This is a genomic window from Rhizobium sp. SJZ105 (genome assembly GCF_007828365.1).
Lineage (GTDB): Bacteria > Pseudomonadota > Alphaproteobacteria > Rhizobiales > Rhizobiaceae > Agrobacterium > Agrobacterium tumefaciens.
In genome coordinates, this window is record NZ_VIUP01000001.1 from 1,494,420 (window position 1) to 1,520,070 (window position 25,651).

A 25,651-nucleotide genomic window follows, 5' to 3' on the forward strand; every position below is an offset into this window, starting at 1 on the left:
TCCGCTCATTCAACTTCAGGTAAATATCAGGACACCCTTCGGATCGATGCCGAAGCGGACGGCCTTGGTCTTGGCGGGTGTGCGCTGCATCGTCCTGACGCGCAGGTCGGCTGGAAGGCCGGGAACGGCTATGCCGAGTTGTTCGATCTCGCCGAGGAACACACGACTTGATATTTCGCCGGCAATCCCGTCTTTCGCAGCGCTGTCCTCGATGATCGAAATCGCATTGGGGCGAACATAGGCGGTGGCGGCAAGACCTTCCGCCAGACCGGACGCATCGCCCAGAGGCCCGAGCGGCGTTTCCACGCGCCCCTCCCTCACCCTGCCCTCGATCTTGTTGAAGGCGCAGAAAAAATCGGCGGCGTAGCGGCTTTTGGGGTGATCGTGGATTTCGTAGCCCGTGCCGCTCTGGACGATACGACCGCGCTGCATCAGCACCACACGATCGCCGGCGGAAAGCGCTTCTTCCGGATCATGGGTGACCATGATCGCCGTCGTGCCCAGTTGCCGCAGGACGCCCAGCGTTTCCTCGCGCACAGTGTCGCGCAATCCCCGGTCCAGATTGGAAAAGGGCTCATCCATCAACAGCAGGCCGGGTTGCGGGGCAAGGGCGCGGGCGAGGGCTACGCGCTGCTGCTCACCGCCCGAAAGCGTGTGCGGATAGCGCTTGGCCAACTCCTGCAGATGAACGTGCTCGATCATCTCCGCAGCCCGGCGGCGGGCCTCGGCCTTTGGCAATGACCTGAGACCAAACATCACATTCTGTTCGACAGTGAGATGCGGGAAGAGCGCATAATCCTGAAAGACGAAACCGATATTGCGCTTTTCCGGTTCCACGAAACCAGCCGGACCAGCAACGACTGCGCCATTCACACAAACGCTGCCATGATCCGGCGTTTCCACACCCGCTATAATGCGCAGCAGGGTCGATTTTCCACAGCCGGAACGTCCCACCAGACAAATGATTTCGCCGCGTTCGACGGTCAGATCGATATCGGACAATACATCCGTATCGCCGAATCTTTTTCCGACCGATTTCAGTTCAAGCGCTGCGTTGCCTGCCATTTCCAATCCTGCCCTGCTTTGCGAATTATGTTGATCGCTCAAATCAGGATTAAAGTCAAAAGGCGGAGAAAATAGGTTTCCATTCACGAGGTTGCGAGATGTTCGGCAGGAATATTGACGTTTACGTTAGAGTTAAATAGGCTTTGCCGATACGATGGACGTCAGGTGATTAGACGTCTATCATTCGTCATCGGGGAGCGGAGGAGCAGTCGATCCGGTGACGCCACATGCGGTTCCCTCAATCCGGCCATTACGCCGGTTGATTAGGGGGACTTCATGATGATCAGGCAGCTTATAGCGCCTTTCATGCGTTCCATCGAACGCACGGCGCGACAGAGACTCTGGGAGGAGAAGCATGAGTGAATTGTCCCTGGGACATCCGGAAAATGTCAGCGCAGAGAAGCGCTGGCTGGCATCCTACCCGCCGGGCGTACCTTCCGAAATCCCCGCATCCGCCAATACCTCCCTTGTCGAACTTCTCGAAAAGAGCTGCGCGAAATTTGCCGACAGGAAGGCCTTTTCCAGCATGGGAAAGTCCCTGACCTACCGGGATCTGGATATTGAAACCCGCGCGGTGGCAGCCTGGCTGCAATCCAGAGGGCTGGAAAAAGGCGACCGGGTTGCGGTGATGATGCCGAATATCCTGCAGAACCCCGTCGCCGTATACGGAATTTTGAGGGCAGGCATGATCGTGGTCAACGTCAATCCGCTCTATACGCCGCGCGAGCTGGAACACCAGCTGAAGGATTCCGGCTCAAAAGCACTTTTCGTACTGGAGAATTTCGCCCATGTGGCGCAGCAGGCGGTGCCGAAAACCGCCGTCAGACATGTGGTCGTTGCGGCCATGGGTGATCTCCTCGGCCTCAAGGGACATATCGTCAATCTTGTGGTTCGCAAGGTGAAGAAACTGGTGCCGGCCTACGCTATTCCCGGCTCCATCAGCTTCAAGGCCGTGTTGAAGGAAGGTCAGGGTTTTTCCCTGAAGGCGGTCCGCCTCCTGCCGCAGGATATCGCATTCCTGCAATATACCGGCGGAACGACGGGCATTTCCAAAGGTGCGATCCTCACCCACGCCAATCTTCTGGCCAACAAGGCGCAGATCAGCCTCTGGCTGGATGCTGCTTTCACCCAACGCAAGGACCGTCCAGAAGTCCTCAACTTCATCTGCGCGCTGCCCCTGTGCCACATCTTTGCACTGACAGTGAATTCGCTGATGGGCATCGCGCTTGGCGGCCATAACCTGCTGATCGCCAATCCACGCGATATTCCCGGCTTCGTGAAGGAGTTGTCGCATTATCGACCGCATATTTTTCCGGGTATCAATACGCTGTTCAACGCGCTGATGAACAATGAGGATTTCCGCAAGCTCGATCTGTCCTCGCTCATTCTCGTTCTCGGCGGCGGCATGGCGGTGCAGAGGCCGGTGGCCGAGCGTTGGCTTTCCATGGTCGGCTGCCCGATCGCCGAAGGTTACGGGCTATCGGAAACATCGCCCGTTGCCACCGTTAACAGACTCGATGCCACGGAATTCAGCGGCACCATCGGCCTGCCTATTTCCTCTACGGAAATCGACATTCGCGACGAGGAAGGCAAAAGCCTGCCGACCGGCGAGGTCGGCGAGATCTGCATTCGCGGGCCGCAGGTCATGGCCGGTTACTGGCAGCGGCCGGATGAAACCGCGAAAGCAATGACCGAAGACGGCTTCTTCCGTTCAGGCGACATGGGCTTCATGGACGAGCGCGGCTACACCAAGATCGTCGACCGCAAGAAGGACATGATCCTCGTTTCCGGTTTCAACGTCTATCCGAACGAGATCGAGGAAGTGGCCGCCAGCCATCCCGGCGTGTTGGAATGCGCGGCAATCGGGGTTCCCGACGAACATTCCGGCGAGACCGTCAAGCTTTTCGTCGTCAAGAAGGATCAGTCGCTGACGGAAGCGGAACTCAAGGCCTTCTGCGCCAAAAGCCTGACAAACTACAAACGGCCGAAAATCATCGAGTTCCGAACGGAGCTGCCGAAATCGAACGTCGGCAAGATCTTGCGGCGTGAGTTGCGCAATCTGAACTAAAGGACGAGAGCCGGGTGACCGGCTCTTTTCTTTTCTCCCAGTCCATTTCTTTTACCGAAGTCGCCTTGATTTGGTCGCCTGAAAAAGAATAGTTTCCTCATCCTTCCAGGAAGCCGAGGAGCACGAGATGCAGGCCACCATCGAAAAACTGAAAGCAACGGCAAGCAGCACAGCCGCAACCGATCTGCGCGCTGCTTTTGCGGCCGACGACAAACGATTCAGCCGTTTCAGCGCCAAATTCGATGACCTGCTGATGGACTATTCCAAATGCGCTATTAATGACGAAATCGTCACGCTTCTCGAACAGCTGGCGCGCGACGGTGGCGTCGAGGCAAAGCGCGAGAAGATGTTCTCCGGCAAGGCGATCAATTTCACCGAAGATCGTGCCGTGTTGCACACCGCACTGCGCAATCGCTCCAACACGCCGGTTCTCGTTGACGGCAAGGATGTGATGCCGGATGTGAACGCCGTTCTTACCGCCATGGGCAAGTTTGCCGACGCCATTCGCTCCGGTTCCCTGAAAGGTGCGACCGGCAAGAAGATCACCGACATCATCAATATCGGTATCGGCGGCTCCGATCTCGGCCCCGTCATGGCGACGCTGGCGCTTGCGCCTTTCCATGATGGTCCGCGTGCGCATTTCGTCTCCAATATCGATGGCGCGCATATTGCCGACACGCTGAAGCTCGTTGATCCCGAGACCTCGCTCTTCATCGTCGCCTCCAAAACCTTCACCACAATCGAAACGATGACGAATGCCGCGACCGCGCGCCGTTTCATTGCCGAAAAGCTGGGTGAAGAGGCTGTGAAGCACCATTTCGCCGCCGTTTCGACAGCATTGGAAAAGGTTGCCGCCTTCGGCATCGAGAGCGATCGCATCTTCGGTTTCTGGGACTGGGTTGGCGGACGTTATTCGATCTGGTCGGCTATCGGCCTGCCGCTGATGATCGCCATCGGGCCGGAGAATTTCGGAAAGTTTCTGGATGGCGCGCATGCCATGGACAAGCATTTCCGCGAGGCGCCGATCCGTGAAAACCTGCCGATGCTGCTCGGTCTCATCGGATTTTATCACCGCAACGTGCTGAACTATTCCACGCGGGCGATCCTGCCCTATGACCAGCGCCTGTCGCGTTTCCCTGCCTATCTGCAGCAACTCGACATGGAATCGAACGGCAAGGGCGTGACGATCGACGGGACACCTGTCGAAGGCCAGTCCGGCCCGGTCGTCTGGGGCGAACCCGGCACCAATGGCCAGCACGCCTTCTACCAGCTCATCCACCAGGGCACGAGCGTCATTCCGGCGGAATTCATGATCGCCGCCAACGGTTTCGAACCGGAACTGCGCCATCAGCACCAGCTTCTCATCGCCAATTGCCTGGCGCAGTCGGAAGCCCTGATGAAGGGCCGCACGCTGGCCGAAGCGAAAGCTCAGCTCACCTCCAAGGGCATGGAAGACAGCCAAGCCGATTTCATCGCGCCGCACCGCGTTTTCACCGGCAACCGCCCGTCCATTACCTTCGTCTACGACAAGCTGACGCCATTTGCGCTTGGCCGTCTGATCGCGCTCTACGAACACCGCGTCTTCGTGGAAGGCGTGCTGTTCCGCATCAACTCCTTCGACCAGTGGGGTGTGGAGCTTGGCAAGGAACTGGCAACCGGCCTGCTTCCCGTCGTTGAAGGCAAGGAAAGTGCAGCCGGCCATGACAGCTCGACACAGGGTCTGGTGAAGGTACTGTCGGGACTGGCGGGGTAAAATCCTTGCTCCCTTGATGATTACGAAAGCCGGAAGGAAACTTCCGGCTTTTTCAATTCAGCATCGATGGAACGCCGATTGGAGGCACATATGGCACTGCGGCAAGGCAAGGATTTTCTGGCGTTTCATGACCTGCCTGAAGATGCGGTGCTGTCGATCATAGACCGTGCAGGCAGTCTGGCGCAGGACTGGTCAAAGGGCACGATGCCACAGCTGCTCAAGGGAAAACGCATCGGGCTGATCGTCGACGACACCGGTTGGCGCAACACCGCTGCCTTCGATCTCGGCATTCAGGCCATGGGCGGTATTTGTGTCACCGTCCCGATCAGCTTTAATGGCCGCGAAGAAATCGCCGACCTGGCGGGCTATCTCGACAACTGGTTCGATCTAGTCATTATCCGCACGAAAGAACTCTCGACCCTCCGGGTGCTTGCGGGCGAAATGCGCGCATCCGTCATCAACGCGCGGACCAAGTCCAATCATCCCTGCGAGACGCTTGGCGATCTTGCCCACATCAAAAGCTTGAGAAGCCGGGTCGACGGTCTCAAGATCGTCGGCGTCGCGCCGGATGCCAATATTTTGCGCTCGTGGGTCGAGGCCTCGATTTCCCTGCCAATTCAGGTCACACAAGTTTACCCCGAACAATGGCACGTCACCGATGCTGCGCTCATCAACCCGAATTTCCGGGCCAGCTCTGATATGGCGGAGTTGCTGGACGCGGATGTGGTCATTACCGATTCCTGGCCCACCGGTTCGGATCATATCCTGATCGACTACCGCATATCCGCATCCCTTCTCGACAGGATGCAGCCCGAGGTGATCTTTTTACCCTGCCCACCGGTCGCCCGTGGTCAGGAAGTGACGGCAGACGCAATGACCCATCCGGCCTGTCAAAGCCGGCCCGCAAAGGCATTTCTTCTGCACGCGCAGAATGCCCTGATGGAATTTCTCCTCGCCTGAGGCGGCGCCGGTCGCCTCAGATATAAAGCGCCGCCATCTTGCGCCAGGGGCCTGCCCGATGGGCACGTCCCTCCCAGACATGCAACTGATGCCCTATCTGCTTGTCGTTAAGAATCCGGCTCAGGTGATGGTTGTTGTCCAAAAACGGATCGGCATCGCCGATGGTGAAAACCATGTCGATGCGGCGGAGGTTTTCAAGCCGCCAGCCGCAGGCGAGGTCCGGCAGAAAGTGGCTCGGCATGTGGAAATAGACATCGTCATCGTAGTAACCGTCGAACAGATCGCCGAAGGATTCCACCTTCATCGTCAGATCGTAGCGGCCGGAAAAGGCGACGAGCTTGCGGAAAAGATGTGGGTGACGAAAGACGAGGCTGGCGGCCTGAAACGCGCCGAGACTGCAGCCCTGCACGATGGTATCACCATGCGGGTTTTTCTTAGCCATCAGCGGCAGCACTTCATTGAGAATATAATCTTCGAAGGCGGCATGGCGGCGAATGCGCTCGGACGGGTGATTATGGGCCGCATAAAAGGTCTCTTTGGCCAGCCCCTCGATACAATAGAGCTGAAGATGACCGGCCTCCACTTTATCGGCCATACTGTCGACAAGGCCAAGTTCCTCATATTCGAAGAAGCGCCCGTCGCGTGTGGGAAACATCAGCACCTTGGCGCCAGAATGACCGAATATCAACAGCTCCATATCACGATGAAGCCTTTGACTATACCAGCGGAGATATTCGCGTTTCATGGTACCTTGAAAAACTGTCTGACCTTGTCCCTGTGGACCGCATCTTGGGATGCACTGTCAGCGTATTCGAAATGTCCCGCGTCTAGGATGAAGATTTCATTAAATTTTGAGAACGGCAGGGCATTGGCAACCGCAAACTGGCACGGCGGCGCCACCGCCGGATCGAACAGGGCGGGCGCGACCAGCATCGGCACTTTTATGCGGGAAGCCGCAGAAGCGGCATCGAACAGACGCAGCATTTCCAGCACATTGGCATGGGTCTTCTGATAGGTCTGGACCGCATCCGCGCTGCCGACGGTCGGCAGCGTCAACCAGAACGGCCGGTGTCCGAATGTCGGTACGACCAGATGGCCCCGGTCGATGCGCGCATCATATGGTATCGCCAAAGCCCCAATCCCGCCCCCGAAGCTGATGCCGCTGTAACCCACCTGCCCTTCCAGCCATGGATAGAGCGTGACGAGCGTGGAGACGGCGATCCACAGATCATCGACACAGCCACCAATGATGTAGTCGTCTTTTCTGTCGATGTTGTAGAGGACATGAAGGGCCGGGTCGGACGAAATCTGCGGACAGGCGCTTAGCGAAAGCCCGCGAAAACAGGGAAACAGCACGGCCGTTTCTTCCACCGGCACATCGAAATCGGGCTCTCCCCGCCCGCCATAACCATGGCCGACAACAAGTCCGCGCCGCACCTGTCCTTTGCGCGGCAGAAGCATCCATCCACCGATGCGGAAGCCGCCGGTGGATGTGTATGAGATATCGAGAACATGCCAGCGGGGATGGCTGAGTTTGCTCTTGCGCAGCACCGGTCGCGGATCCGTGGCCAGCGCGCGGCGATAACGCTTCTTCCAGAAATCATCAAAGCCCGGCGGCGCCTCAGGCGGGATAATGGCCAGCAACTGCTCGCGCCGCATGCCATAGGTCGGGTCGAAATCGAAAGGATGGGTTGTTGGAACGCTCATGCGATGCTTGTTTCGTGAAAGACCGGCCGACACAAGCTTCTTGATATCCAAATATCGGTTTTTTACGACCCTGGCCCAGGCAAGAGTGGTGAACCGCCTTCTCAAAACGGTTCAACCATATCCTTTACAATCCGATTTCATGCGCGAAGGGCGGATTTGCGCCAGCTCGCGAGACGGTCACCGCAGCAGCCTTTGCACCGAGCGCCAAAGCCTTCCTGATCTGCTCTTCCGTCAGCGAAGCGACCTGCGCCTTCGTCAGAAGCCCCTGCATTTTCAGCGAGGCGAGAATGCCGGCGTCGAAGGTGTCGCCCGCGCCGACGGTATCGACGACCTCCACCCGCTCGGAAGCCACTTCCACCTTGAAATTGGCGGTGTAACCGACCGCACCCTTGGCGCCACGGGTGACGACGACCAGTTTCGCGCCGTGATGCAGCCAGTGGCGAGCGAGCGTGTCCTCGTCACCTTCCAGACCGAACCACTCGAGGTCTTCGTCGGAGAATTTAACGATATCCGACATGGCAGCCATACGGCGGATGCGGGCCATATGCGACTGCTTGTCCTTGATGAAACCGGGGCGGATATTCGGATCGAGGGAGATGACTCGGCTTTGATGCTCGCGCACCATCAGCGCCTCATAGGTGCTGCCGCAGGGTTCCGGAATGAGGCTGATCGCGCCGAAATGCAGCGCCTCGCAATCGGCGCCCAAGGCCGGAAGCTCGGCCTCGGTGATCATCCGGCCGGCAGTGTTTTCGTCATAAAAGGCGTAGGTGGCATGGCCATCGACGAGCTTGACGAAGGCGATGGTGGTCGGCCGCGAAAGTGTTGCGCAATAGCTGAAATCCACGTTGCTCGCCCGCAGGGTTGTCCGCAGGATATCGCCCATCATGTCATCGGAAAGACCCGTGAAGAACGCGGACGGGACATCGAGACGCCCGAGCGCAATGGCCGTGTTGAAGACCGCTCCGCCTGCATAGGGGGCAAAACCCGCCTCACCCAGCGTCGTCTGCCGGGGCAGCATGTCGATCAGGGCTTCACCACAACACAAGATCATTACGGTCCTCCTCAAACAGCAAATCAAATGGACTTAAATCGATTTAGACGAAGATCGATCGGAAGGCCAGCCACAAGCTGGCTGGCCGCATCCGAAATTAAGATTGCGGCAATTCGCTGACGCCGCCGCGCTTTGCAGACCAAGGCAGCGGGTTATCGAGGAAGGCCTCGACCTCCGACAGGGTCTTTTCGTCGAACAGCTTTTCAGCCCGGGCAACAGCCAGAACATCGCGCCAGGTCGTGAGATAATGCAGCTTGACATTGCCATTGGCGAAGCGCGCTTCGGCCTGTTCGAAAATGCCGTAATAGAAGAGCGCAATACCGTGATCGACAATGCCGCCTGCCGCGCGGATGGCGTCGATGAAGGTGAACATCGAGCCGCCGGCCGTCGTCAGGTCCTCAATGACGAGCACGCGGGCGCCTTCCGGCATATGGCCTTCGATCTGGGCGTTGCGGCCATGGCCCTTTGGCTTCTTGCGGCAATAGATCATCGGCAGGCCAAGACGCTCAGCAAGGAAAGCCGCAAAGGGAATGCCCGCCGTTTCACCGCCCGCGACACAGTCGAATTTCTCGAAACCGGCCTCGCGCATCACCGCCGCTGCCGCAAAATCCATCGCCGCCGAGCGAATACGCGGGAAGGAAATGAGCTTGCGCATGTCGATATAAACAGGGCTCTTCATGCCCGACGCGAAGGTGTACGGGCTTTCCGAATTGAAGTGGACTGCCTTGATTTCCCACAACATCTTCGCAACCAGTTCTGCAACGACAGTGCGGTCAGTGAATGTGAAATGGTTCATAGGCGTTCTCCTTTTTCGGCCTTCATAACAAAACCGCCGGCAGTGCCGGCGGTCATTAAAAAAATCAGCTCACGTCCCAATGAAGCGGGAACATCGGATCGAATACGGTCACCGGCCCGGCGCCCGTCTCGATCTTGGCGGGAAACGACACCGGCTCCTCGCGCTTCACCAGTGTGATGGTCTCCTCATTTGGCGCCAACCCGTACCAGGCTGGGCCGTTGAGGGAAGCGAAGGCTTCCAGCTTGTCGAGAGCGTTTTCCTGCTCGAAGACATGCGCAAGACAGCTCATGGTGTTGATCGAGGTATAGATGCCGGCGCAGCCGCAGGCGCATTCCTTCAGCGGATCGACATGCGGGGCGGAATCGGTGCCGAGGAAGAAGCGGGCATCACCCGAAATCGCGGCCGCACGGAGTGCCAACCGGTGCTCCTCGCGCTTTGCGACGGGCAGGCAGTAATAATGCGGCTTGATACCGCCGACCAGAATGGCGTTGCGGTTGATGATGAGATGGTGAGTGGTGATGGAACCGGCGAGATTGGCCTTGGACGACTTGATGTAGTCCACGCCATCGCGGGTGGTAATGTGCTCCATCGTCACCTTGAGCTCAGGCAGGCGCTGGCGCAGCGGCTCCAGAACCGTGTCGATGAAGGCTTTCTCGCGGTCGAAAATATCGACCTCCGGCGTCGTCACCTCGCCATGCACGCAAAGCGGCAGGCCGATCTTCGCCATGCGTTCCAGAACCGGCATCGCCTTGTTGAAATCGCGCACGCCGCCGTGGGAATTGGTGGTCGCGCCGGCCGGATAGAGCTTCACGGCGGTGATAAGGCCACTTTTCTTGCCCTCTTCCACGTCGTCGGCCTGCGTGTCCTCGGTGAGATAAAGCGTCATCAGCGGCTCGAAACGGTCGCCCGCAGGAATGGCCTTGACAATGCGTTCGCGATAGGCGCGGGCATCGGCGCAGGTGACCACCGGTGGCACCAGGTTCGGCATGATGATTGCGCGGGCGAAATGGCGGCTCGTATCCCCGATCACGCCTTCCAGCATGGCGCCATCGCGCAGATGCAGATGCCAGTCATCAGGGCGGCGAAGGGTGAGCGACTTCATCGGGATACCTCGGAGCATGACGGAATTGGCGCCCGCTTAGCATCTTTCGTCACAGGAAAACAGCCGCCGAGAGGCATCGGGCGGCTGTAAATGTCATTTTTTTGAAGCGAGCCTCAGATGCCGCCCGCTTCGGGACCCCACACATCCGTCATAGCAAAGCCGTCCGCAAAGGGATCGAAGGGGTCAAGGCCGACCTGGTGCAGCCCGAAGGTGAAACCGCGCCCGGCAATGGTGGGAATGACCGCCGGACGACCTGCCACTTCGGTGACGGCGGAAAGGCCGACATCGAATTCCGAACCGATGATCGAACGGGATTTGTATTCGTCTCCCACCTTCACCTTGCCGCGTGCATAAAGCGTGGCGAGATTGGCGGAATTGCCGGTACCGCAGGGCGAGCGATCCGCCCGGCCCGGCCACATGGTGGTGCAGGTGCGGATGGAACCATCGGCATCCACATCGCGGAACATCACATAGGCCACGCCTGATATGGCGGGGATTTCGGGATGCACGACCGTGATTTCACTGTTGACGAGGTCCTTGAGGATCATGCCCGCAGCAACCAGTTTCGCTGCATTGGCCTTTTCGATGGTCAGGCCGATCTGGCGCACATCGACCAGCGCGTAAAAGATACCGCCATAGGAAATATCCATCGTCACCTTGCCCCATTCGGGCGTGTCGATGGTCACATCCAGCTCATGCACGAAGGACGGCACCATGGTCAGCTTGACCTTTTCGCAGCGCCCGTCGCGGCATGTGGCGGTGGCCTTGACCAGACCGGCGGCCGTTTCCAGAATGACGACCGTTTCCGGTTCCTGCATCTCCACCATGCCGCTTTCCAGAAGTGCTGTCGTCGCGCAGATGGAATTGGAGCCGGAACTGGCATGCGCCTGATCCGGCTGGAGAATGACGAAGGCTGTATGGGCATCCGGGTGCTTCGGCGGCAGCAGAAGATTGACTGACCCCATGGGCGTGCCACGCGGCTCCAGCGTCAGAAAGCGGCGCAGGGCTTCCCCTTTTGGATCGGTATTCATCCAGTTAAGCTGCTCGGCCACGGTGTTGCCGGGAATTTTCGGCGCGCCGCCGGTGACGACACGGCCGATTTCGCCTTCGCAATGAACATCGAGAAGCTGCAGGGTGCGTTTCCAACGCATGGGATCTTACTCCGGAAGTTGAGCTGTTGACCCGACCATATAGGTAAAAATACAAGCTGTATACAAATCTGCGCGAGCTGGATGGCGAAAATCGTTTATGGTTTTCGCCATCCACTTCTCATCGTGATCTAGCGATTGCGGCACTCCGCCCGGTTACGATTGGCGGCGGCGTCACAATTCACTCTCGAAGACTGAACTGCCTGATCGTCCACCACGGAGCCGGCCGTATCACCAACCGATCCGACGGTGTTTTCAACAGAGCGGCCGAGCCTCTCCACCTGCCTGCCGTAATTTTCACGCGTGCGCGGATCGAACACCGCAATGGGCGCGCTGACCACGACGCTTGCCGCCGTTCCGACAGTTTGCGCGGCACCGATGCTGACCGCGCCCAGCGCCTCCCCCAGACCGACATCGGAATCCGTCACAGTCTGGCCGGCAATGAGGCGGTCGCCGATCAAGCGCACGACTTCAGGGCTTTCTGCAAATTTGCCGTGGTTCAACCGGTCACCGGATTGCAGCTTGGTCAGATCAAGAACAGTGATGCCAGCCTTTTCCAGCTGGCTGCGATAGGGTTCGACGGAAGGGTCGATCTGGCCCAGACGGTCGACATTGCCGGAAATGCGGCGCGACAGGCTGAGCGCACGGTCATCCTGCGAGACGAACAGGGTGAATTTCGGCGGCGCCTTGCCGAAGCTGGCGAACTGCCGGCTGAACACGTCCACATCGAGATCTGGTGCTGCCAGAATGACATTGCTGATCTTCGGATCGACGCGGCCGTTGCGGATGGCCATCTGGCGCAGCGCCTCCACGGCAAGCCATGTGCCCATGGAATGCGCCATGACCGTGACCTCGCCGATCGACTTGTCCTTTGCCAGACGAGTCAGCATTTCCTCAAGCGCATCGCGCGAGTAATTGGTGCTTTCCTTGTCGTAATTATAATCGAAAATACTCGCCCGTGACGGCCATGTGAAAACCACAGGCACGACATCCGAGCCGGAATCATAGACGATCTGCGCAAAGCGATAGACCGATTCCTCGTAACGATTGTTGAAACCGTGCACGAAGACCAGAACGCGGCGGTCCTTATGGATATGTTTGCTGATCCAGCTTTTCGTCTCCGCTTCGGAACGAACAGGCTCAACCGCCACCGTGGTAAAATCCTTCAGAGGGTTAGGCGGCAGCTTCTTCGGCCACTGCACCTGCCCGACCTTGCGGTTGGCCTTGGGCGGAATGGAGATGGTGACGGCATCGACCTTCAAGCCGGTTCCGCGTTCGCCGCCGAAAAGCACGGCGGCATTGTCCGAGGGTGCTCGCGTGGTGGCAACCAGGAGATTGACGGGCGTGGTTCCCGCCACGGTCTGCCCTGTTGGCGTCATGACCCCGATGGGACGCCCCCCGCAGCCAGCGAGCAGGGCAACAATCGCGATTATGGCTACGAAGCGGATGGGCATCACATCATTCTCCTGCAACCCAAAGGCAGCCGGATAGCGGCCAGAGGACAGGAATTTCTACCGGAGGCGGAACTGCCGCGCCAGCAACCATCGCGCAAGCGCGGAGATTTCCGCGCCGGTGTGTCCAAACAGACCCAATTTTTCCGCCTTGCGAAGCCGCGAGACGTGATTGTGACGTGCAGGCGAGTTCTATCGCTGCGGCAGCATTGTGCCCCTTTCGCGAAGGGCATTGTGCCAGGACAGCGCCTCTTCAATGAGGTGCGGCGTATGTCCGCCGCGTGCCACTGCCCGCTGGAAATAGTCCGTCAGGGCATCGCGATAGTGGGGATGCACGCAATTTGCGATAATGACCGCAGCGCGCTCACGCGGGGCAAGGCCGCGCAGATCGGCCAGCCCGATTTCCGTGACCAGAATATCCACATCATGTTCGGTATGGTCGACATGGCTGACCATCGGCACGACGCTGGAGATGGCGCCGCCCTTGGCAATCGACTTGGTGACGAAGATGGACATATAGGCGTTGCGGGCAAAATCCCCCGAGCCGCCAATGCCGTTCATCATGTGAGTGCCACCGACATGAGTGGAATTGACGTTGCCATAAATATCGAATTCCAGCGCGGTGTTGATGCCGATGATGCCGAGGCGGCGGATGACCTCCGGGTGATTGCTGACCTCCTGCGGACGCAGGATCAGCCTGCTCTTGTAATCGGCCAGTCGCGGCATGACCCGTTCGTTCATGGCAGAGGAGAGCGTGATCGATGAACCGGAAGCGAAAGTCAGCTTGCCCGCGTCGAAAAGCTCGAAGGTCGAATCCTGCAGAACTTCCGAATACATTTTGAGATCGTGAAACGGCGTATCGATGAAACCGTGCATGACGGCATTGGCGATGGTGCCGATACCGGCCTGCAACGGCTGGAGTTCGTGGCTCATGCGGCCATGACGGACCTCATTCAGCAGGAATTCGGTGAGATGGCCGGCAATCGCCTTGGTCTCGTCATCAGGCGGCAGCACCGTCGAAAAACTATCGCTCTTGTCGCTCAGGACGATTGCGGCGATTTTTTCCGGCGGCACCGGAATGAACGGCAGACCGACGCGGCTGTCCGTTGCCACCACCGGAATGGGCATGCGGGTCGGGCGTTTTGCGGGGATGAAAATATCATGCAACCCCTCGAGAACGTCGGGTTGCGACAGATTGATCTCAACGATGACCTTTTCAGCCAGAATGGCAAAGCTCGCCGAATTACCGACGGATGTGGTGGGCACGATACCGCCGTCCGCCGTAATCGCCACCGCCTCGATGATGGCAACATCGACGCCGTGGATCTGGCCGCCCCGCAATTGCTCGACCGTTTCAGAAAGGTGCTGGTCGATGAACATCACCTTGCCGTCATTGATCGCCTTGCGCAAAGCGGGGTCGGACTGAAACGGCATACGGCGCGCCAGCATGCCCGCCTCCACCATGGTCTTGTCGAGATCATTGCCAAGCGATGCACCGGTCATCAGGGTGATCTTCATCGGGTGCGTCTTCGCACGCTCGGCCAGCGCCAGCGGTACCGCCTTTGCTTCGCCGGCCCGCGTAAAGCCGCTCATGCCCACCGTCATGCCATCCTGAATGAGGCCGGCAGCCTCTTCGGCGCTGACGATCCTGTTCAAGAGGGACGCGTTGCGGATACGCTTTTCAAGCATGCACTTCTCCATGATCTGCATTCCAGATGGCGCGTCACGTGGCTGGCCACCTCACCAGTGACTATGGCGCGGAGTTTCAACGATGAAACTGACATAGATCAAGGGTGTGAACGGGACCATGGCTTTGATCCATCAAATCTGATCGACAGACCGCAAGTGGCGCATCGGCGCGACAGGCTGCGGGGCGATCGCAGCATCGCAGCCGACCGCAACCGCTGATGAGGCGTATGGATCGCCTCGTCGCATACCGGAGGGTTGCCTCAGCGATTCAGGGGCCTTCGCATGCGGAGGCCTGACCCAGCACGACCTGCCCTACCTCGACATCATAGGCACGCAGGCCGAATGTACCGAGGCTGATCACCCGGTAACAGGGGTTGCCGCCGGTCCACAGGGGATCGACAACCTCGATATCTGTGATGAAGCGATGCGCGCAGGCCTGGCCGGAACTATAGGCGATGCCTTCGGCGCTGGTGCCCGCCATCGGAACGTGGATATGGCCAAAAACAATATGGCGCACGCCGGCCGGATGTCTGCCTAGACGCTGCATAACCGCGCCGTCATCATGCATGCCGATGTTTTCGAAATGCCGGATACCGCAATCCATTGGCGGGTGGTGAACGAAAACCGTCACGGGAAGGTCGCCAGCGCCTTCAAGCGCCTTGTCCAGCCATGTCAGGCGATCCGCACCGTACATGCCGCCGATGACATCGGCCTCGTGGCTGTCGAGAAACAGCAGCCGGCCGAATTCGGTATCGATAAAGGACTGGATATAGCCGTTTTCATCCCGTGGCTGTTCGGGAAAGGCCGCCACGAATTCCGGACGGCGGTCGTGATTGCCGAGCATCAGCCGCACGGGCAAGGACACGGACGCCAAAATGTCGCGAAGGAGTTCATAGGCCTCCGGCTCGCCGTAATTGCAAAGATCGCCCGTCATCACCAGAAGGTCGGCGTCTGCGTGTTTTTCGACGATATCTGATATCGCCGCGCGCAACTGCTTCTCGGGATCCACGCCGTTTATCGCGATGCCTGGCGGTAAAAGATGGGTGTCTGTAATCTGGATGATCTTCATTGTCGGTCTCTCTGCATAAAATGGCTGCGGGAATGTGGTTCCCGCAGCCTTTTCGATGGTATCGCTTACTTCAGCAGGGCGTTGGTCTGCTCGACGATCTGCTTGAGACCAGCTTCCGGCGACACTTCACCGCGCATGACGGTGCCGATGATATCGCGCTGGGTGCGCCAGATGCGGACGGAATCGCCACCGGGATAACCGGCCCACGGCAGAGAACGATCAGCCTGCAGCGAAGCTGTCTTCACATTCGGGTTCTCGGCGTAATAGGGAGCCAGGAAGTCAGCGCCGGTTGCCAGCTTGTTGGTCGGCAGGTAGCCGGTGATGCGCACGATGGTGTTCTGCGCCTCGGGGCCGGTGATCCACTTCAGGTACTTCCAGGCAGCATCCTGCTTGGCTTTTTCCTGCGTCAGTATAACGGCAGAGTTGCCACCGGTCGGCACGCCGCCCTTTTCCTTGTTGTCGAGCGGGAAGGTTGCCGTCTTCAGTTTGAAGCGATCGCCAACCAGACCTTGGATTGTCTGAACGTGAGCGGGCGTCGAGAAGATGAAGCCGGTAAGGCCTGCACCGAACTGCTGGCGCGACTGGTCCCAGTCGAGCAGGTTCTGGCCACCTTCGGTGACGAACTGGCGGGTCATCTTCAGGGCGTTGAGGCCGATCTCGTTGTCGAACGCAACGGTCTTGGTCTTCTCGTCAACGAGCTTGCCGCCCTGTTCAAAAACAAGCGCCTGCCACAACCAGTCATCCGGCCAGCCATTGATGTCGTAGCTCATGCCCGCAAACTTCGGGTCGAGTGCCTTGATCTTCTTGGCGAGAGCGATCAGCTCCGGAAAGGTCGTCGGCATCTTGTCCGGGTCGCCGCCAGCCTTGGTGACGAGGTCGGAGTTGATGTAGATGATCGGCGAGGAAGCGTTGACCGGCAGGCCGTACTGCTTGCCGTCGATCTGGCCGAGAGCTGCCATCTTCGGGCTGTAGTTCTTGTCGAGGAAGGCCTGACCGCCTTCAGCCTGGATGAATGGGCTAAGATCGGTGATCTGGTTACGCGGTGCGAGCGTGTGCACCAGTTCCGCCGTCAGATTGTAACCCGAGAAATAAACATCGGGCAGATTGCCGGTGACGGCCGAGCGCAAGACCTGCTGCTGGCCTTCATTGTAGCCTGCGGCCGGAGCGAGGAAGTTGATCTTCACATCCGGGTTCTTCTTCATGAATTCATCGGCCAGCGGCTGATGGAATTTCGTGAAACCCGGCAGGTTGTAGAGAACGTTCAGCGTGATTTCGTTGGCAAGAACCGGCGTTGCGAGGCCTGCAAAGGCCACGCCGAGTGCCAGACCGCCCATCAGAGCGCGTCGGTTGATTTTCATGTCATTCTCCAAAATGGGTTGGGAGGAAGAGTTCGAACGACGTCACTTGACGCCGGTCATGGTAATACCGGCGATGAAATGCCGCCGTGCGAGGAGGAAGCACAGCACCATTGGCGCGGTAATCAGTGTTGCGCCCGCCATCAGGGCACCGTAATTGGCGCCGGATTCGACATCCGCAAAAAGCATCATGCCGAGCGGCGGCGGGGCGAGATTGGTGTCGGAGACTACGATCATCGGCCAATAAAGGTCGTTCCAGTGGGCGACGAGCGAGAAGATCGAGAAAGCCGCGAGCGAAGGCAGCGAGCCCCGCAGCACCAGTCCCCAACAAATCTCCATTTCCGAAAAACCATCCATACGGGCCGCTTCGATGATTTCATCCGGGTAGCTGCGGAAGGACTGGTTGAACAGGAAGATGGCGAAGACCGACAGGAAGAACGGCATCATCATCGCGAAATAGGTGTTCAGCAGTTCCGTCTTCGCCAGACCGACGAAAAGCGGCAGGGCAAGTGCCTGAATTGGCACGCAGAGTGCCGCGATGATGAGACCCAGCAGCAGCTTGCGACCCGGAAACCTGAGCTTCGCCAGCGCATAGGCCGCCGGCACCGATGTCAGGACTTGTACGACGAGGATGCCGACGCAGACGATGACGCCGTTCAGCATGAAACGTGCCATCGGCACCTGGCTCGCTGCGCGGGTATAGTTTTCGACGGCATCGAATTTCGCCGGGATCGGCCAGAGCGAGACGTCGAATATTTCCGCAGGCGAGCGGATCGACGTCAACATCATCCAGTAGAACGGCAGGAGCATCACGAAAGCGCCGAGTGCCAGCACTAGATGCGGGAAGTATTTGCGGAGCGCGGCCATCAGTAGTGCACCTTCCGGTCCATATGCAGCGTCTGGCCGATCGAGAGGATCAACACGATAGCGAGGAAGATCACCGTCAGCGCGGCGGCATAACCGGTGTTGGAATATTCGAACCCTTCAAGATAGAGATCGAAAAGCAGGGTTTCGGAACCGAAGCGGCCCTTGGTCAGCACGGCAACCGTCTCGAACACCTTGAAGGCCGAGATCGAGGTGGTGACCACGACGAACATCGTCGTCGGGCCCAGCATCGGCCAAGTCACCGTCAGAAACCGGTCAATCGGGTTTTTCGCGCCGTCCAGTCTCGATGCCTCGTGCAGATCCTTCGAAATGGCGGTGAGGCCGGCGAGGAACAGCACCATGTTGAAGCCCAGAACCTGCCAGACACCCATCAGCGCCATGGTGGGAATGAGCAGAACCGGGTTGGAGAGGAACGCGACGGGCTCGAAGCCGAACCACTTGATCGCCGCATTCACCGGGCCAAGCGAAGGATGCAGCAGAAATTGCCACACGGTCGCCATGGCGACGAGCGTTGCGGTGACGGGCAGGAAATAAGCGACTTCCCAGAAGGCACGGCTGCGCTTGCGATTATAAACGAGCAAAGCGACGCCAAGCGCCAGGAACACGCCGAAGGGAATGACGATGACCGCATAAATGGCGGTATTCGCCAGCGCGCGCAGGAAGACCGGGTCGTGGAAAGCCTTCACGAAATTGTCGAGACCCACAAAGCGGGTGGAGAGTGCGCCGAGCTTGTAATCTGTGACGGAAAAACCGGCTAGAACGAATATGGGAACGATATAGATCGCCAAAAGCAGCAGACTTGCCGGTGCCGCGAACATCAAGCCACGCCAGATCATCCGCCGGTCCGCCTTCGAGAGGCGCGGGCGAGACTTTGCGCCCGTGGCCGAGGAAAAATCAGCCGCCGTCATGCCGGCACCATTTCACGCACCGTCGTCTTGCGACGCAGGCCGTCTGCGGCAAAAAGATGCACGCGCTCCGGCGCAAAGCCGAGGTTCATCACGCCGTTCTCATCGGCGCCCAACATCTCGCCCGCGGCCTGACGCAGGGTAATGGCGACGGTCTCATCGCTCAGAAGACGGCAGTTCACGAAACGGTCCGCGCCATGGGTTTCGCTGCGGGTCACCCGCACCGCGAAGCCTTCCGCACCCGGGCGCAGATCCTCGGCGCGAAGGCCAAGCGTCGCCGGGCCGGCATCACGACCAGAGGCCTCGACGCCAAGATCGCGGCCGAAAGCCGTGACCTTACCTTCAGCATCGATTTCCACCGGCAGCAGGTTGATCGACGGCGTGCCAATGAAGCGCGCAACCGTCAGTGTCGCCGGTTTCCGGTAAAGCTCGTCTGGCGTGCCCAGTTGCTCGATACGACCTTCCGACATCAGCGCGATGCGGTCCGACATTGTCATCGCTTCGATCTGGTCATGGGTGACGTAGATAAACGTCGCGCCCAACCGCCGGTGCAGCCCGGCAAGCTCCTCGCGCATGTGAGCGCGAAGCTTTGCATCTAGGTTGGAGAGTGGTTCGTCCATGAGGAATGCGGCAGGCGAGCGCACCAGTGCCCTGGCCAGAGCCACGCGCTGGCGCTGGCCGCCTGAAAGCTGGGCCGGCTTGCGGTCCAGCAGATGCGCGATCTGCAGGGTCTCGGCCGCCTGTTCGACGGCAGCATCGATCTGGCGCAAAGTTTCGGCAGGCGCCGCAAATCTTCCGATCAGTGGCAAGCGTGCAGCAAGCGGCAGACGTCGCATCCGAAGCGGCGTCGCAATGTTCTGGCGCACGCTCATATGCGGATAAAGCGCGTAGGATTGAAACACCATCGCCAGATTGCGGTCACTTGGATCGATCTCCGTCACATCCTGACCGCCGATCGTCACCGAACCGCGATCCGGCGTTTCCAGCCCCGCGATGATGCGCAGCAGCGTTGACTTGCCGCAGCCGGACATGCCGACGAGGGACAAAAATTCTCCGGGACGGATGGAAAGATCGATCTCTTTCAGAACATCGTCAGCTCCAAAGCCTTTTCCGATACCGGAAAGTTCAAGTGATTGTGGCGTCATTCTGCGCTCCTTTTCTGGAGCGCATATGCTTATATTGTATGACAATATGACGAAGGTTTGCAGAAAGTTCCGTGACACTGAAAAGCCCGGCAATCCCGGCTCATCGCCATGCCTTGAGATACCGACCTTGACAAAAAACCGCTAATATCAGGGGGCAGTTCGACTATCCGAGCTCGACGCTTGTTCACCGGCCCTGCGAGCCTCGCGGGCCAGGTTTCTAAACGGCTGCAAGAATCACATGAGCCTGAATTTTGGTGACGACTTCGTCGCTGCCATAGCGCGCTTCAATGGCGGATGCGGCGCAGTCCGTCGCGGCTTCAAGTTTTCCCGGCGCTCTGGCTTCGATTTCGGTCCGGAGAACCGTTCCCTGACAATAGGCGATGGCAGGAATGCGCGGTGACGATGCACGGCTTTGCGCCGCTATCGTCTCGATCACCACCTGAGAGAAGCCGGCACTTTCCAGCTCACCACGAATCAATGTCGTATCGTGGTAGCCGTGCGGGGTGCGGACCATGAAGCGCGGCGGATCGTCGGGAAACAGGCTTGCAAGGGCGTTCGTCACCTCATTCGCGAGATGATTCTCCTCGATGCGGTCCCATACGTTGAATAAATAATGGCCGCCGGGCTTCAGCACCCTCTTCGCTTCGCGATAGGCAGACGGGCGGTCGGGAAAAAACATTGCACCGAACTGGCAGATAACGAGATCGAAAGCAGCATTTTCGAACGGCAGCGCCTGAGCGTCGGCTTGGCGCCACCGGATGCGATTGTCGGGCACCTGGCGCGACGCCGCAAAGTCAAGCATCGGCTGGTTGAGGTCTGTCACGACATAGTTTGCGGCGGGCGGTAATCCTGGTGCCAGTTCACGCGTGACAACCCCGGTACCTGCGGCGATTTCCAGAACATTGATCGGCGTCAACGCCGCCGCCCGCCGTGCCAGATCGCGGGCGAATGGCTCGAAAATCAACGGCACCATATAGCGGTCGTAGTTTTCCGGGATAGAGCCGGAAAAAACCTTGTCCGTTTCCAACATGGCTTTCACCCTGCGGTCAGCTGATGACCCCGGAACTTTAGCACATATAAGGGAAATTCGGAATCTGTTCGGCCACGTGGGTTTTACGTATATGCCAACGGTGCCGATATTCTATCGGCATGACTAAAAGCCTTGAGTAAAGGCCGTATCATAGTGTTTTTGTGGGAAGAGAAATGGCGCACCCGAAGAGATTCGAACTCCTGACCCCCAGATTCGTAGTCTGGTGCTCTATCCAGCTGAGCTACGGGTGCGTGCCGTTCCGGTCATTTCCGGTGGCGTGGCGATCCTCTAAAACGTCCTCATTCCGATTGCAAGCGATTTCGTTTCGAAATTGTCATTTTTCCGCAGCAATTCATTTATCTTATTGATTATACTACAAATTCCATCAAGGGCATTTTTGAGTGGCTATATGGGGCGCATATTCCGGGAGGTGCGGCGATTGTGCAGGACCTTCTTCAGGCGAAGTGATCAGGCGGTCCGAGCGGCGTGTACGGAGGCGGCGCGGTCGGCGATCTCGATGCGAAACTGCGTGCCGGGACCGGGTTTTTCGACAAGCGCTATCGTGCCGCCATGGGCAAGCACAAGTTCCCGCGCAATCACGAGGCCGAGACCGGTGCCGCCGGAGCGGGCCGATCCCCTGAAGGCGGAAAACAGGTTCTCTTTCGCCTTGCGCGGCATTCCCGGCCCGTTGTCGTCTATCACGATGCTGACGACGTTGCCGGCCCTCTGGGCTGCAATCGACAGATGCCGAGGCGACGCGTTCGCCGTGTCGGATTGCAGTGCCTGAACGGCGTTGCGACAGAGATTGTGGATCACCCGGAAAAGCTGCTCGGCATCCGCATCGACGGTGAGATCGGGCGGCACGCTATCGTGAAACTCGATGCCGCTTTCCGGATCGAGCGCCAGAATGTCACGCACATCCCGCACCAGAAGACTTAACTGCACCGTCTTGCGTTTCGGCGCGCCCTCCGTCGCCTGCCCGTAGGCCAGAACCTCGGTTGTATAGGCCACGGCGCGGTCGATCGTGCGCAGCAGTTTCGGCGCAAAGCTCCTGACCATCGGATCCTTGGCGTCCACCAGCCGGTCCGACATAAGCTGTGCGGATGACAGGATATTGCGCATGTCGTGATTGATCTTCGAAACCGCCAGACCGAGATCCACGAGGTTTTTCTGTTGCCGCAGGGTTTTCTGCAACTCCGTCTGCATGTCGGCCAGGTGACGGCCCGCGACGGACAACTCGTCGCTTCCCTCCTCCGGCACGAAAATCCGCTCGGGATTACCTGGTTCCTCGGAAAAACGCTGCATGCCGAGCGTCAGGCGACGTATGGGCCGGATCATGATGCGGTTGATGGAAACGAAGATGAGACCGGCGGTGACAAGCGACAGGACGATGGAGATCAGGAAAACATTGCGGGCATAAGCCAGCATCGCCGCCCGTAGTTTGTTTTCACCCAGCACGAGTTCAATGATGGTGTCGCTGTCTCCGACCACATCGAAAACGCGGATGACGCGATTGCCGCCAAACAGCAATGTGGAGAAGGCATCCCGCACCGCTGCCAGTTGCGAGACATCGGATAGATCATATTGCTCATCGACCCCGGGTGGCGTTTCCGCCACGGCAAGCAGGCGCGACGTGCCATCCTTGCGCAGCGCAATCAGCTTCGCCCCGGTGGCCATCAGCGTGTCGTTCTGCACGCTCCGCGGCAATTCGGCCTGCAAGCCATCGATCACCGCGCCGGCTGCTGCCGCCGTGTTCAGACGGTCCCGCAGCCATGAAAGGCGCATATTGGCGACCGAAGGCACGAAGATCAGCACTTCGGCAATCATCACGAAAATAACGGTGAGCAACAGCAGGCGCCCGGAAAGCCCCCCGGTCAATCCCGGCATGCAGTGCACCGGATTGTCTTCCGTGCCGTCCAAGCTGTCTACGCCTTTAGAAAACACCGGGCCCTGATCCTGTATGCGCGCCGCCGCTTCGGTGGAACGGCTCGGTTTATATGCAAGCACGATAATAGGACCTAACAGATATTTTTCAAATGCGTTGCAAAACAAACGTTTCCATCGCCTGAAAAACAAAACGCCGCCCGGGAGGGCGGCGTTTGACTTAGAACCGGTCTCAAGCGAAACCGCAGGCGGAATGGCTTAGAACTCCTGCCAGTCCCCGTTCGCCACAGCAGCGGCTGGTTGGGCGTTGAGAGCGCGGCTGACGCTGCTCATCAATTTACGTGCCGGAGAGGCCACGGCCGCTGCCCTTCCGGACACCGCCACTGGCCGCATCGGCTGTTCTGCGCGAGAGCGGATCTGACCATCCTCTACGCCGACCTTGAAGCGCGACACCAGCGTGACGAGATGGCCCGCTTCACCGCTCAGCTTGTGGGTTGCGGCCGAGGTTTCCTCGACCATTGCGGCATTGCGCTGCGTCACCTGATCCATCTGGTTGATGGCGGTATTCACCTCATGCAGGCCGGTCGACTGTTCCCGCGCCGCCGTGGCGATCGAATGGATATGTTCGTTGATAGCCAGAACGCGGGTCTCGATCTCGCCCAGCGCGCTACCGGTTCTCTGCACCAGCGACACACCGCGACCGACCTCTTCGCCGGACTTGGTGATCAGCGCCTTGATGTCCTTCGCAGCCGTCGCGGAGCGTTGCGCCAGTTCACGCACTTCCTGTGCGACGACAGCGAAGCCCTTGCCCGCCTCACCCGCACGCGCGGCCTCAACGCCGGCGTTCAGCGCCAGGAGGTTGGTCTGAAAGGCGATCTCGTCAATGACATTGATGATCTGGCTGATTTCCCGCGAGGCATGCTCGATCCGATCCATGGCGGAGACGGCATCGCGCACGACATTGGCGGATTCTGCCGTCTTCTGCTTGGTCTCGGCGACCATGGTGCTGGCTTCCTGAGCCCGATCCGTGGAATTGCGAACGACGGCGGTGATTTCGTCGAGGGCGGCGGAGGTTTCCTCCAGTGCCGCAGCCTGCTGTTCCGTCCGCTTCGAAAGGTCGTCAGCCGCCGAACGCAATTCGTTCGCATTGCCGCTGATGCCCTCCGTGCTGCTGCGCACTTCCCGCATCGTCTCCCGCAGCTTGGCCAGCGTCTCGTTGACATTGGTCTGGAGCTCGGCGAACACGCCGCGGAACTCGCCATCCATCTTTTCCGTCAGATCGCCCCGCGCCAGACCTTCGATGACGCGGCTGGTCTCGGAAACACCATTGTCCACGCCGGTGAGCAGGGCATTGATCGTCGCAGCGAAACGATTGAGGTTTTCGTCGCCGTAATCCTTGTTGATGCGGCGGCTGAAATCGCCCTGGGCCGCAGCGTCGACGACAACGGCCATGCCGGCCTGCAGATCATCGCTCTTGGCACGCATGGCGGTTTCCTGCGCATTCATGCGGCGCACTTCACGACCGTTCTTCTTGAAGACTTCGACTGCTGCTGCCATTTCGCCGATTTCGTCGGTCCGGCCGAGATAGGGAACGTCCGCATCCAGATTTCCGTCCGCAACGGCATTCATCACTTCCGAAACCTTGCGGATGGGCGCGCTCAGCTGCCGCGCTCCGATGTAGAGGCCGAACGCCGCGCCGGCCAATATGCCGCTGCCGGTGACGATGATGACCAGCCAGAAGGTCGTCGTTACAAACCCGTCGATGCCCGCCTTGACGGCTTCAAGCCCGGCGATGTCATTCTTCACGACAGCATCGATTTCCGCCTGATAGGCTTTGCGGTTGGCCCGGTTCGCGTCGTTGTTACCCTGCTGGTTGGCGGCCTGCGGGCCGGCCTCGCGGGCAAGCCGCGCCGTTTCCAGACGGAAGGCCTTGAATTCCTTGAAGCGACTGGAGAGATTGTCGAAGGCCGCCTTCTGTTCTGCCGGAACGAGAGGGGTCCAGGTTGCGATCAGCTTCTCCATGGCGTCGAGGTTCTTGACGATGCCATCAGCAAAAGGTGCCGCCTTTTCGATATCGGGCGCAGCGTAGACCCCGCGCGCCTCCATGACGACCGCAGTCACAAGCCGGTTCAGCGCTTCACCCTTATAGGCGCGCTCCGCTGCCTTTTCGTATCCGACCGTGCGCACCTGAAACTCGCTGACCGCATATATGGACAGGCCGCCGATGGTGCAGGCCACAAGGCTCATAAGCCCGACAAGAAGATTGATACGACCGCGAATTCTCAATTTCGTTCCCCCAAAAGCCAGCCGCACGATGGAAAATGGGAAGCTGGCATAACTTTTCCCATCACAACATTTATCAATGCCGCCTTAAGAAAGAATTTCAGAATTTACCGATCGTGCGATCGGAATGCGCCCGCAGCGCCCGTGAGCGAAGCCGGTTTCATGGCGCTTCCGCAAAAGGTGAAGCGCGAAAACCCCTTCGGCAATTGACTTTGCTCGGCCTATGCCCTTATAAGCCGCGCACGCTCGGCCATTAAAAGCTCGCCCAGGCGGGGTTAGCCGTGCAAAAAACGAAACGCTCTTGC

The 25,651-nt window shown here is 59.0% G+C and carries 20 protein-coding genes and 1 tRNA gene; 3 read left to right on the forward strand and 18 right to left on the reverse strand.

Going from position 1 to position 25,651, the window contains the following annotated elements:
* Positions 1-15: 15 nt before the first annotated feature.
* Positions 16-1,065, reverse strand: a complete 1,050-nt coding sequence (locus FB593_RS07560) for an ABC transporter ATP-binding protein (RefSeq protein WP_013635410.1) — start codon at positions 1,063-1,065, stop codon at positions 16-18.
* A gap of 355 nt (positions 1,066-1,420) precedes the next feature.
* On the opposite strand from FB593_RS07560, the gene FB593_RS07565 reads away from it, so the two are divergent.
* From FB593_RS07565 to FB593_RS07575, 3 genes are all read left to right on the forward strand, one after another.
* Complete coding sequence (locus FB593_RS07565) at positions 1,421-3,133, forward strand: long-chain fatty acid--CoA ligase (RefSeq protein ID WP_003514883.1); 1,713 nt, start codon at positions 1,421-1,423, stop codon at positions 3,131-3,133.
* Between the two features lie 127 nt (positions 3,134-3,260).
* Positions 3,261-4,886: a glucose-6-phosphate isomerase gene (pgi, locus tag FB593_RS07570; protein ID WP_013635408.1), complete on the forward strand. Its 1,626-nt coding sequence runs from the start codon at positions 3,261-3,263 to the stop codon at positions 4,884-4,886.
* A 90-nt stretch (positions 4,887-4,976) separates the two neighbouring features.
* Positions 4,977-5,846, forward strand: coding sequence for an ornithine carbamoyltransferase (locus tag FB593_RS07575; RefSeq protein ID WP_013635407.1), 870 nt, complete (start codon positions 4,977-4,979; stop codon positions 5,844-5,846).
* Between the two features lie 16 nt (positions 5,847-5,862).
* Here FB593_RS07575 and FB593_RS07580 read toward each other — a convergent pair whose 3' ends face one another.
* The 17 genes from FB593_RS07580 to FB593_RS07665 form a co-directional block, all read right to left on the reverse strand.
* Positions 5,863-6,591 carry an esterase family protein gene (locus FB593_RS07580; RefSeq protein ID WP_013635406.1) on the reverse strand — a complete coding sequence of 243 codons (729 nt, stop codon included), beginning with the start codon at positions 6,589-6,591 and terminating at the stop codon, positions 5,863-5,865.
* Complete coding sequence (locus FB593_RS07585; protein ID WP_145166440.1) at positions 6,588-7,553, reverse strand: acetylxylan esterase; 966 nt, start codon at positions 7,551-7,553, stop codon at positions 6,588-6,590. The genes FB593_RS07580 and FB593_RS07585 overlap by 4 nt, the downstream gene beginning before the upstream one ends.
* Before the next feature lie 124 nt (positions 7,554-7,677).
* Positions 7,678-8,604 (reverse strand): carbohydrate kinase family protein, encoded by a 927-nt coding sequence (locus FB593_RS07590; RefSeq protein ID WP_065659839.1) that lies wholly within the window; start codon positions 8,602-8,604, stop codon positions 7,678-7,680.
* A 97-nt stretch (positions 8,605-8,701) separates the two neighbouring features.
* A complete protein-coding gene (locus FB593_RS07595; RefSeq protein ID WP_003514873.1) occupies positions 8,702-9,400 on the reverse strand; it encodes an orotate phosphoribosyltransferase in 699 nt (232 codons plus the stop codon).
* Positions 9,401-9,464: 64 nt separating this feature from the next.
* Complete coding sequence (gene pyrC / locus FB593_RS07600) at positions 9,465-10,502, reverse strand: dihydroorotase (RefSeq protein ID WP_003514871.1); 1,038 nt, start codon at positions 10,500-10,502, stop codon at positions 9,465-9,467.
* A gap of 113 nt (positions 10,503-10,615) precedes the next feature.
* Positions 10,616-11,653 (reverse strand): 4-hydroxyproline epimerase, encoded by a 1,038-nt coding sequence (locus FB593_RS07605; protein WP_013635403.1) that lies wholly within the window; start codon positions 11,651-11,653, stop codon positions 10,616-10,618.
* A 128-nt stretch (positions 11,654-11,781) separates the two neighbouring features.
* Positions 11,782-13,104: an alpha/beta hydrolase gene (locus tag FB593_RS07610; RefSeq protein ID WP_013635402.1), complete on the reverse strand. Its 1,323-nt coding sequence runs from the start codon at positions 13,102-13,104 to the stop codon at positions 11,782-11,784.
* Between the two features lie 189 nt (positions 13,105-13,293).
* Positions 13,294-14,790, reverse strand: a complete 1,497-nt coding sequence (locus FB593_RS07615) for an acetyl-CoA hydrolase/transferase family protein (protein ID WP_112290910.1) — start codon at positions 14,788-14,790, stop codon at positions 13,294-13,296.
* Between the two features lie 268 nt (positions 14,791-15,058).
* Positions 15,059-15,859, reverse strand: a complete 801-nt coding sequence (locus FB593_RS07620; protein WP_065659837.1) for a phosphodiesterase — start codon at positions 15,857-15,859, stop codon at positions 15,059-15,061.
* 65 nt (positions 15,860-15,924) lie between these two features.
* Positions 15,925-17,217, reverse strand: coding sequence for an ABC transporter substrate-binding protein (locus tag FB593_RS07625; RefSeq protein ID WP_025592292.1), 1,293 nt, complete (start codon positions 17,215-17,217; stop codon positions 15,925-15,927).
* A 42-nt stretch (positions 17,218-17,259) separates the two neighbouring features.
* Entirely contained in the window at positions 17,260-18,081 is an 822-nt protein-coding gene (locus FB593_RS07630; RefSeq protein ID WP_003514860.1) for a carbohydrate ABC transporter permease, read from the reverse strand.
* Positions 18,081-19,007 carry a carbohydrate ABC transporter permease gene (locus FB593_RS07635; protein ID WP_065659836.1) on the reverse strand — a complete coding sequence of 309 codons (927 nt, stop codon included), beginning with the start codon at positions 19,005-19,007 and terminating at the stop codon, positions 18,081-18,083. The genes FB593_RS07630 and FB593_RS07635 overlap by 1 nt, the downstream gene beginning before the upstream one ends.
* A complete protein-coding gene (locus tag FB593_RS07640) occupies positions 19,004-20,149 on the reverse strand; it encodes an ABC transporter ATP-binding protein (protein WP_186447897.1) in 1,146 nt (381 codons plus the stop codon). Before FB593_RS07640 ends, FB593_RS07635 begins: the two co-directional genes overlap by 4 nt.
* A gap of 217 nt (positions 20,150-20,366) precedes the next feature.
* Positions 20,367-21,179 (reverse strand): class I SAM-dependent methyltransferase, encoded by an 813-nt coding sequence (locus tag FB593_RS07645; protein WP_145166441.1) that lies wholly within the window; start codon positions 21,177-21,179, stop codon positions 20,367-20,369.
* Between the two features lie 174 nt (positions 21,180-21,353).
* A tRNA-Arg gene (locus tag FB593_RS07650) sits at positions 21,354-21,430 on the reverse strand.
* 217 nt (positions 21,431-21,647) lie between these two features.
* The gene (locus FB593_RS07660) at positions 21,648-23,066 is read right to left on the reverse strand and encodes a sensor histidine kinase (protein WP_034501842.1); all 1,419 of its coding nucleotides are present in this window, start codon (positions 23,064-23,066) and stop codon (positions 21,648-21,650) included.
* Between the two features lie 255 nt (positions 23,067-23,321).
* Entirely contained in the window at positions 23,322-25,349 is a 2,028-nt protein-coding gene (locus FB593_RS07665; protein WP_003514848.1) for a methyl-accepting chemotaxis protein, read from the reverse strand.
* Positions 25,350-25,651 lie beyond the last annotated feature (302 nt).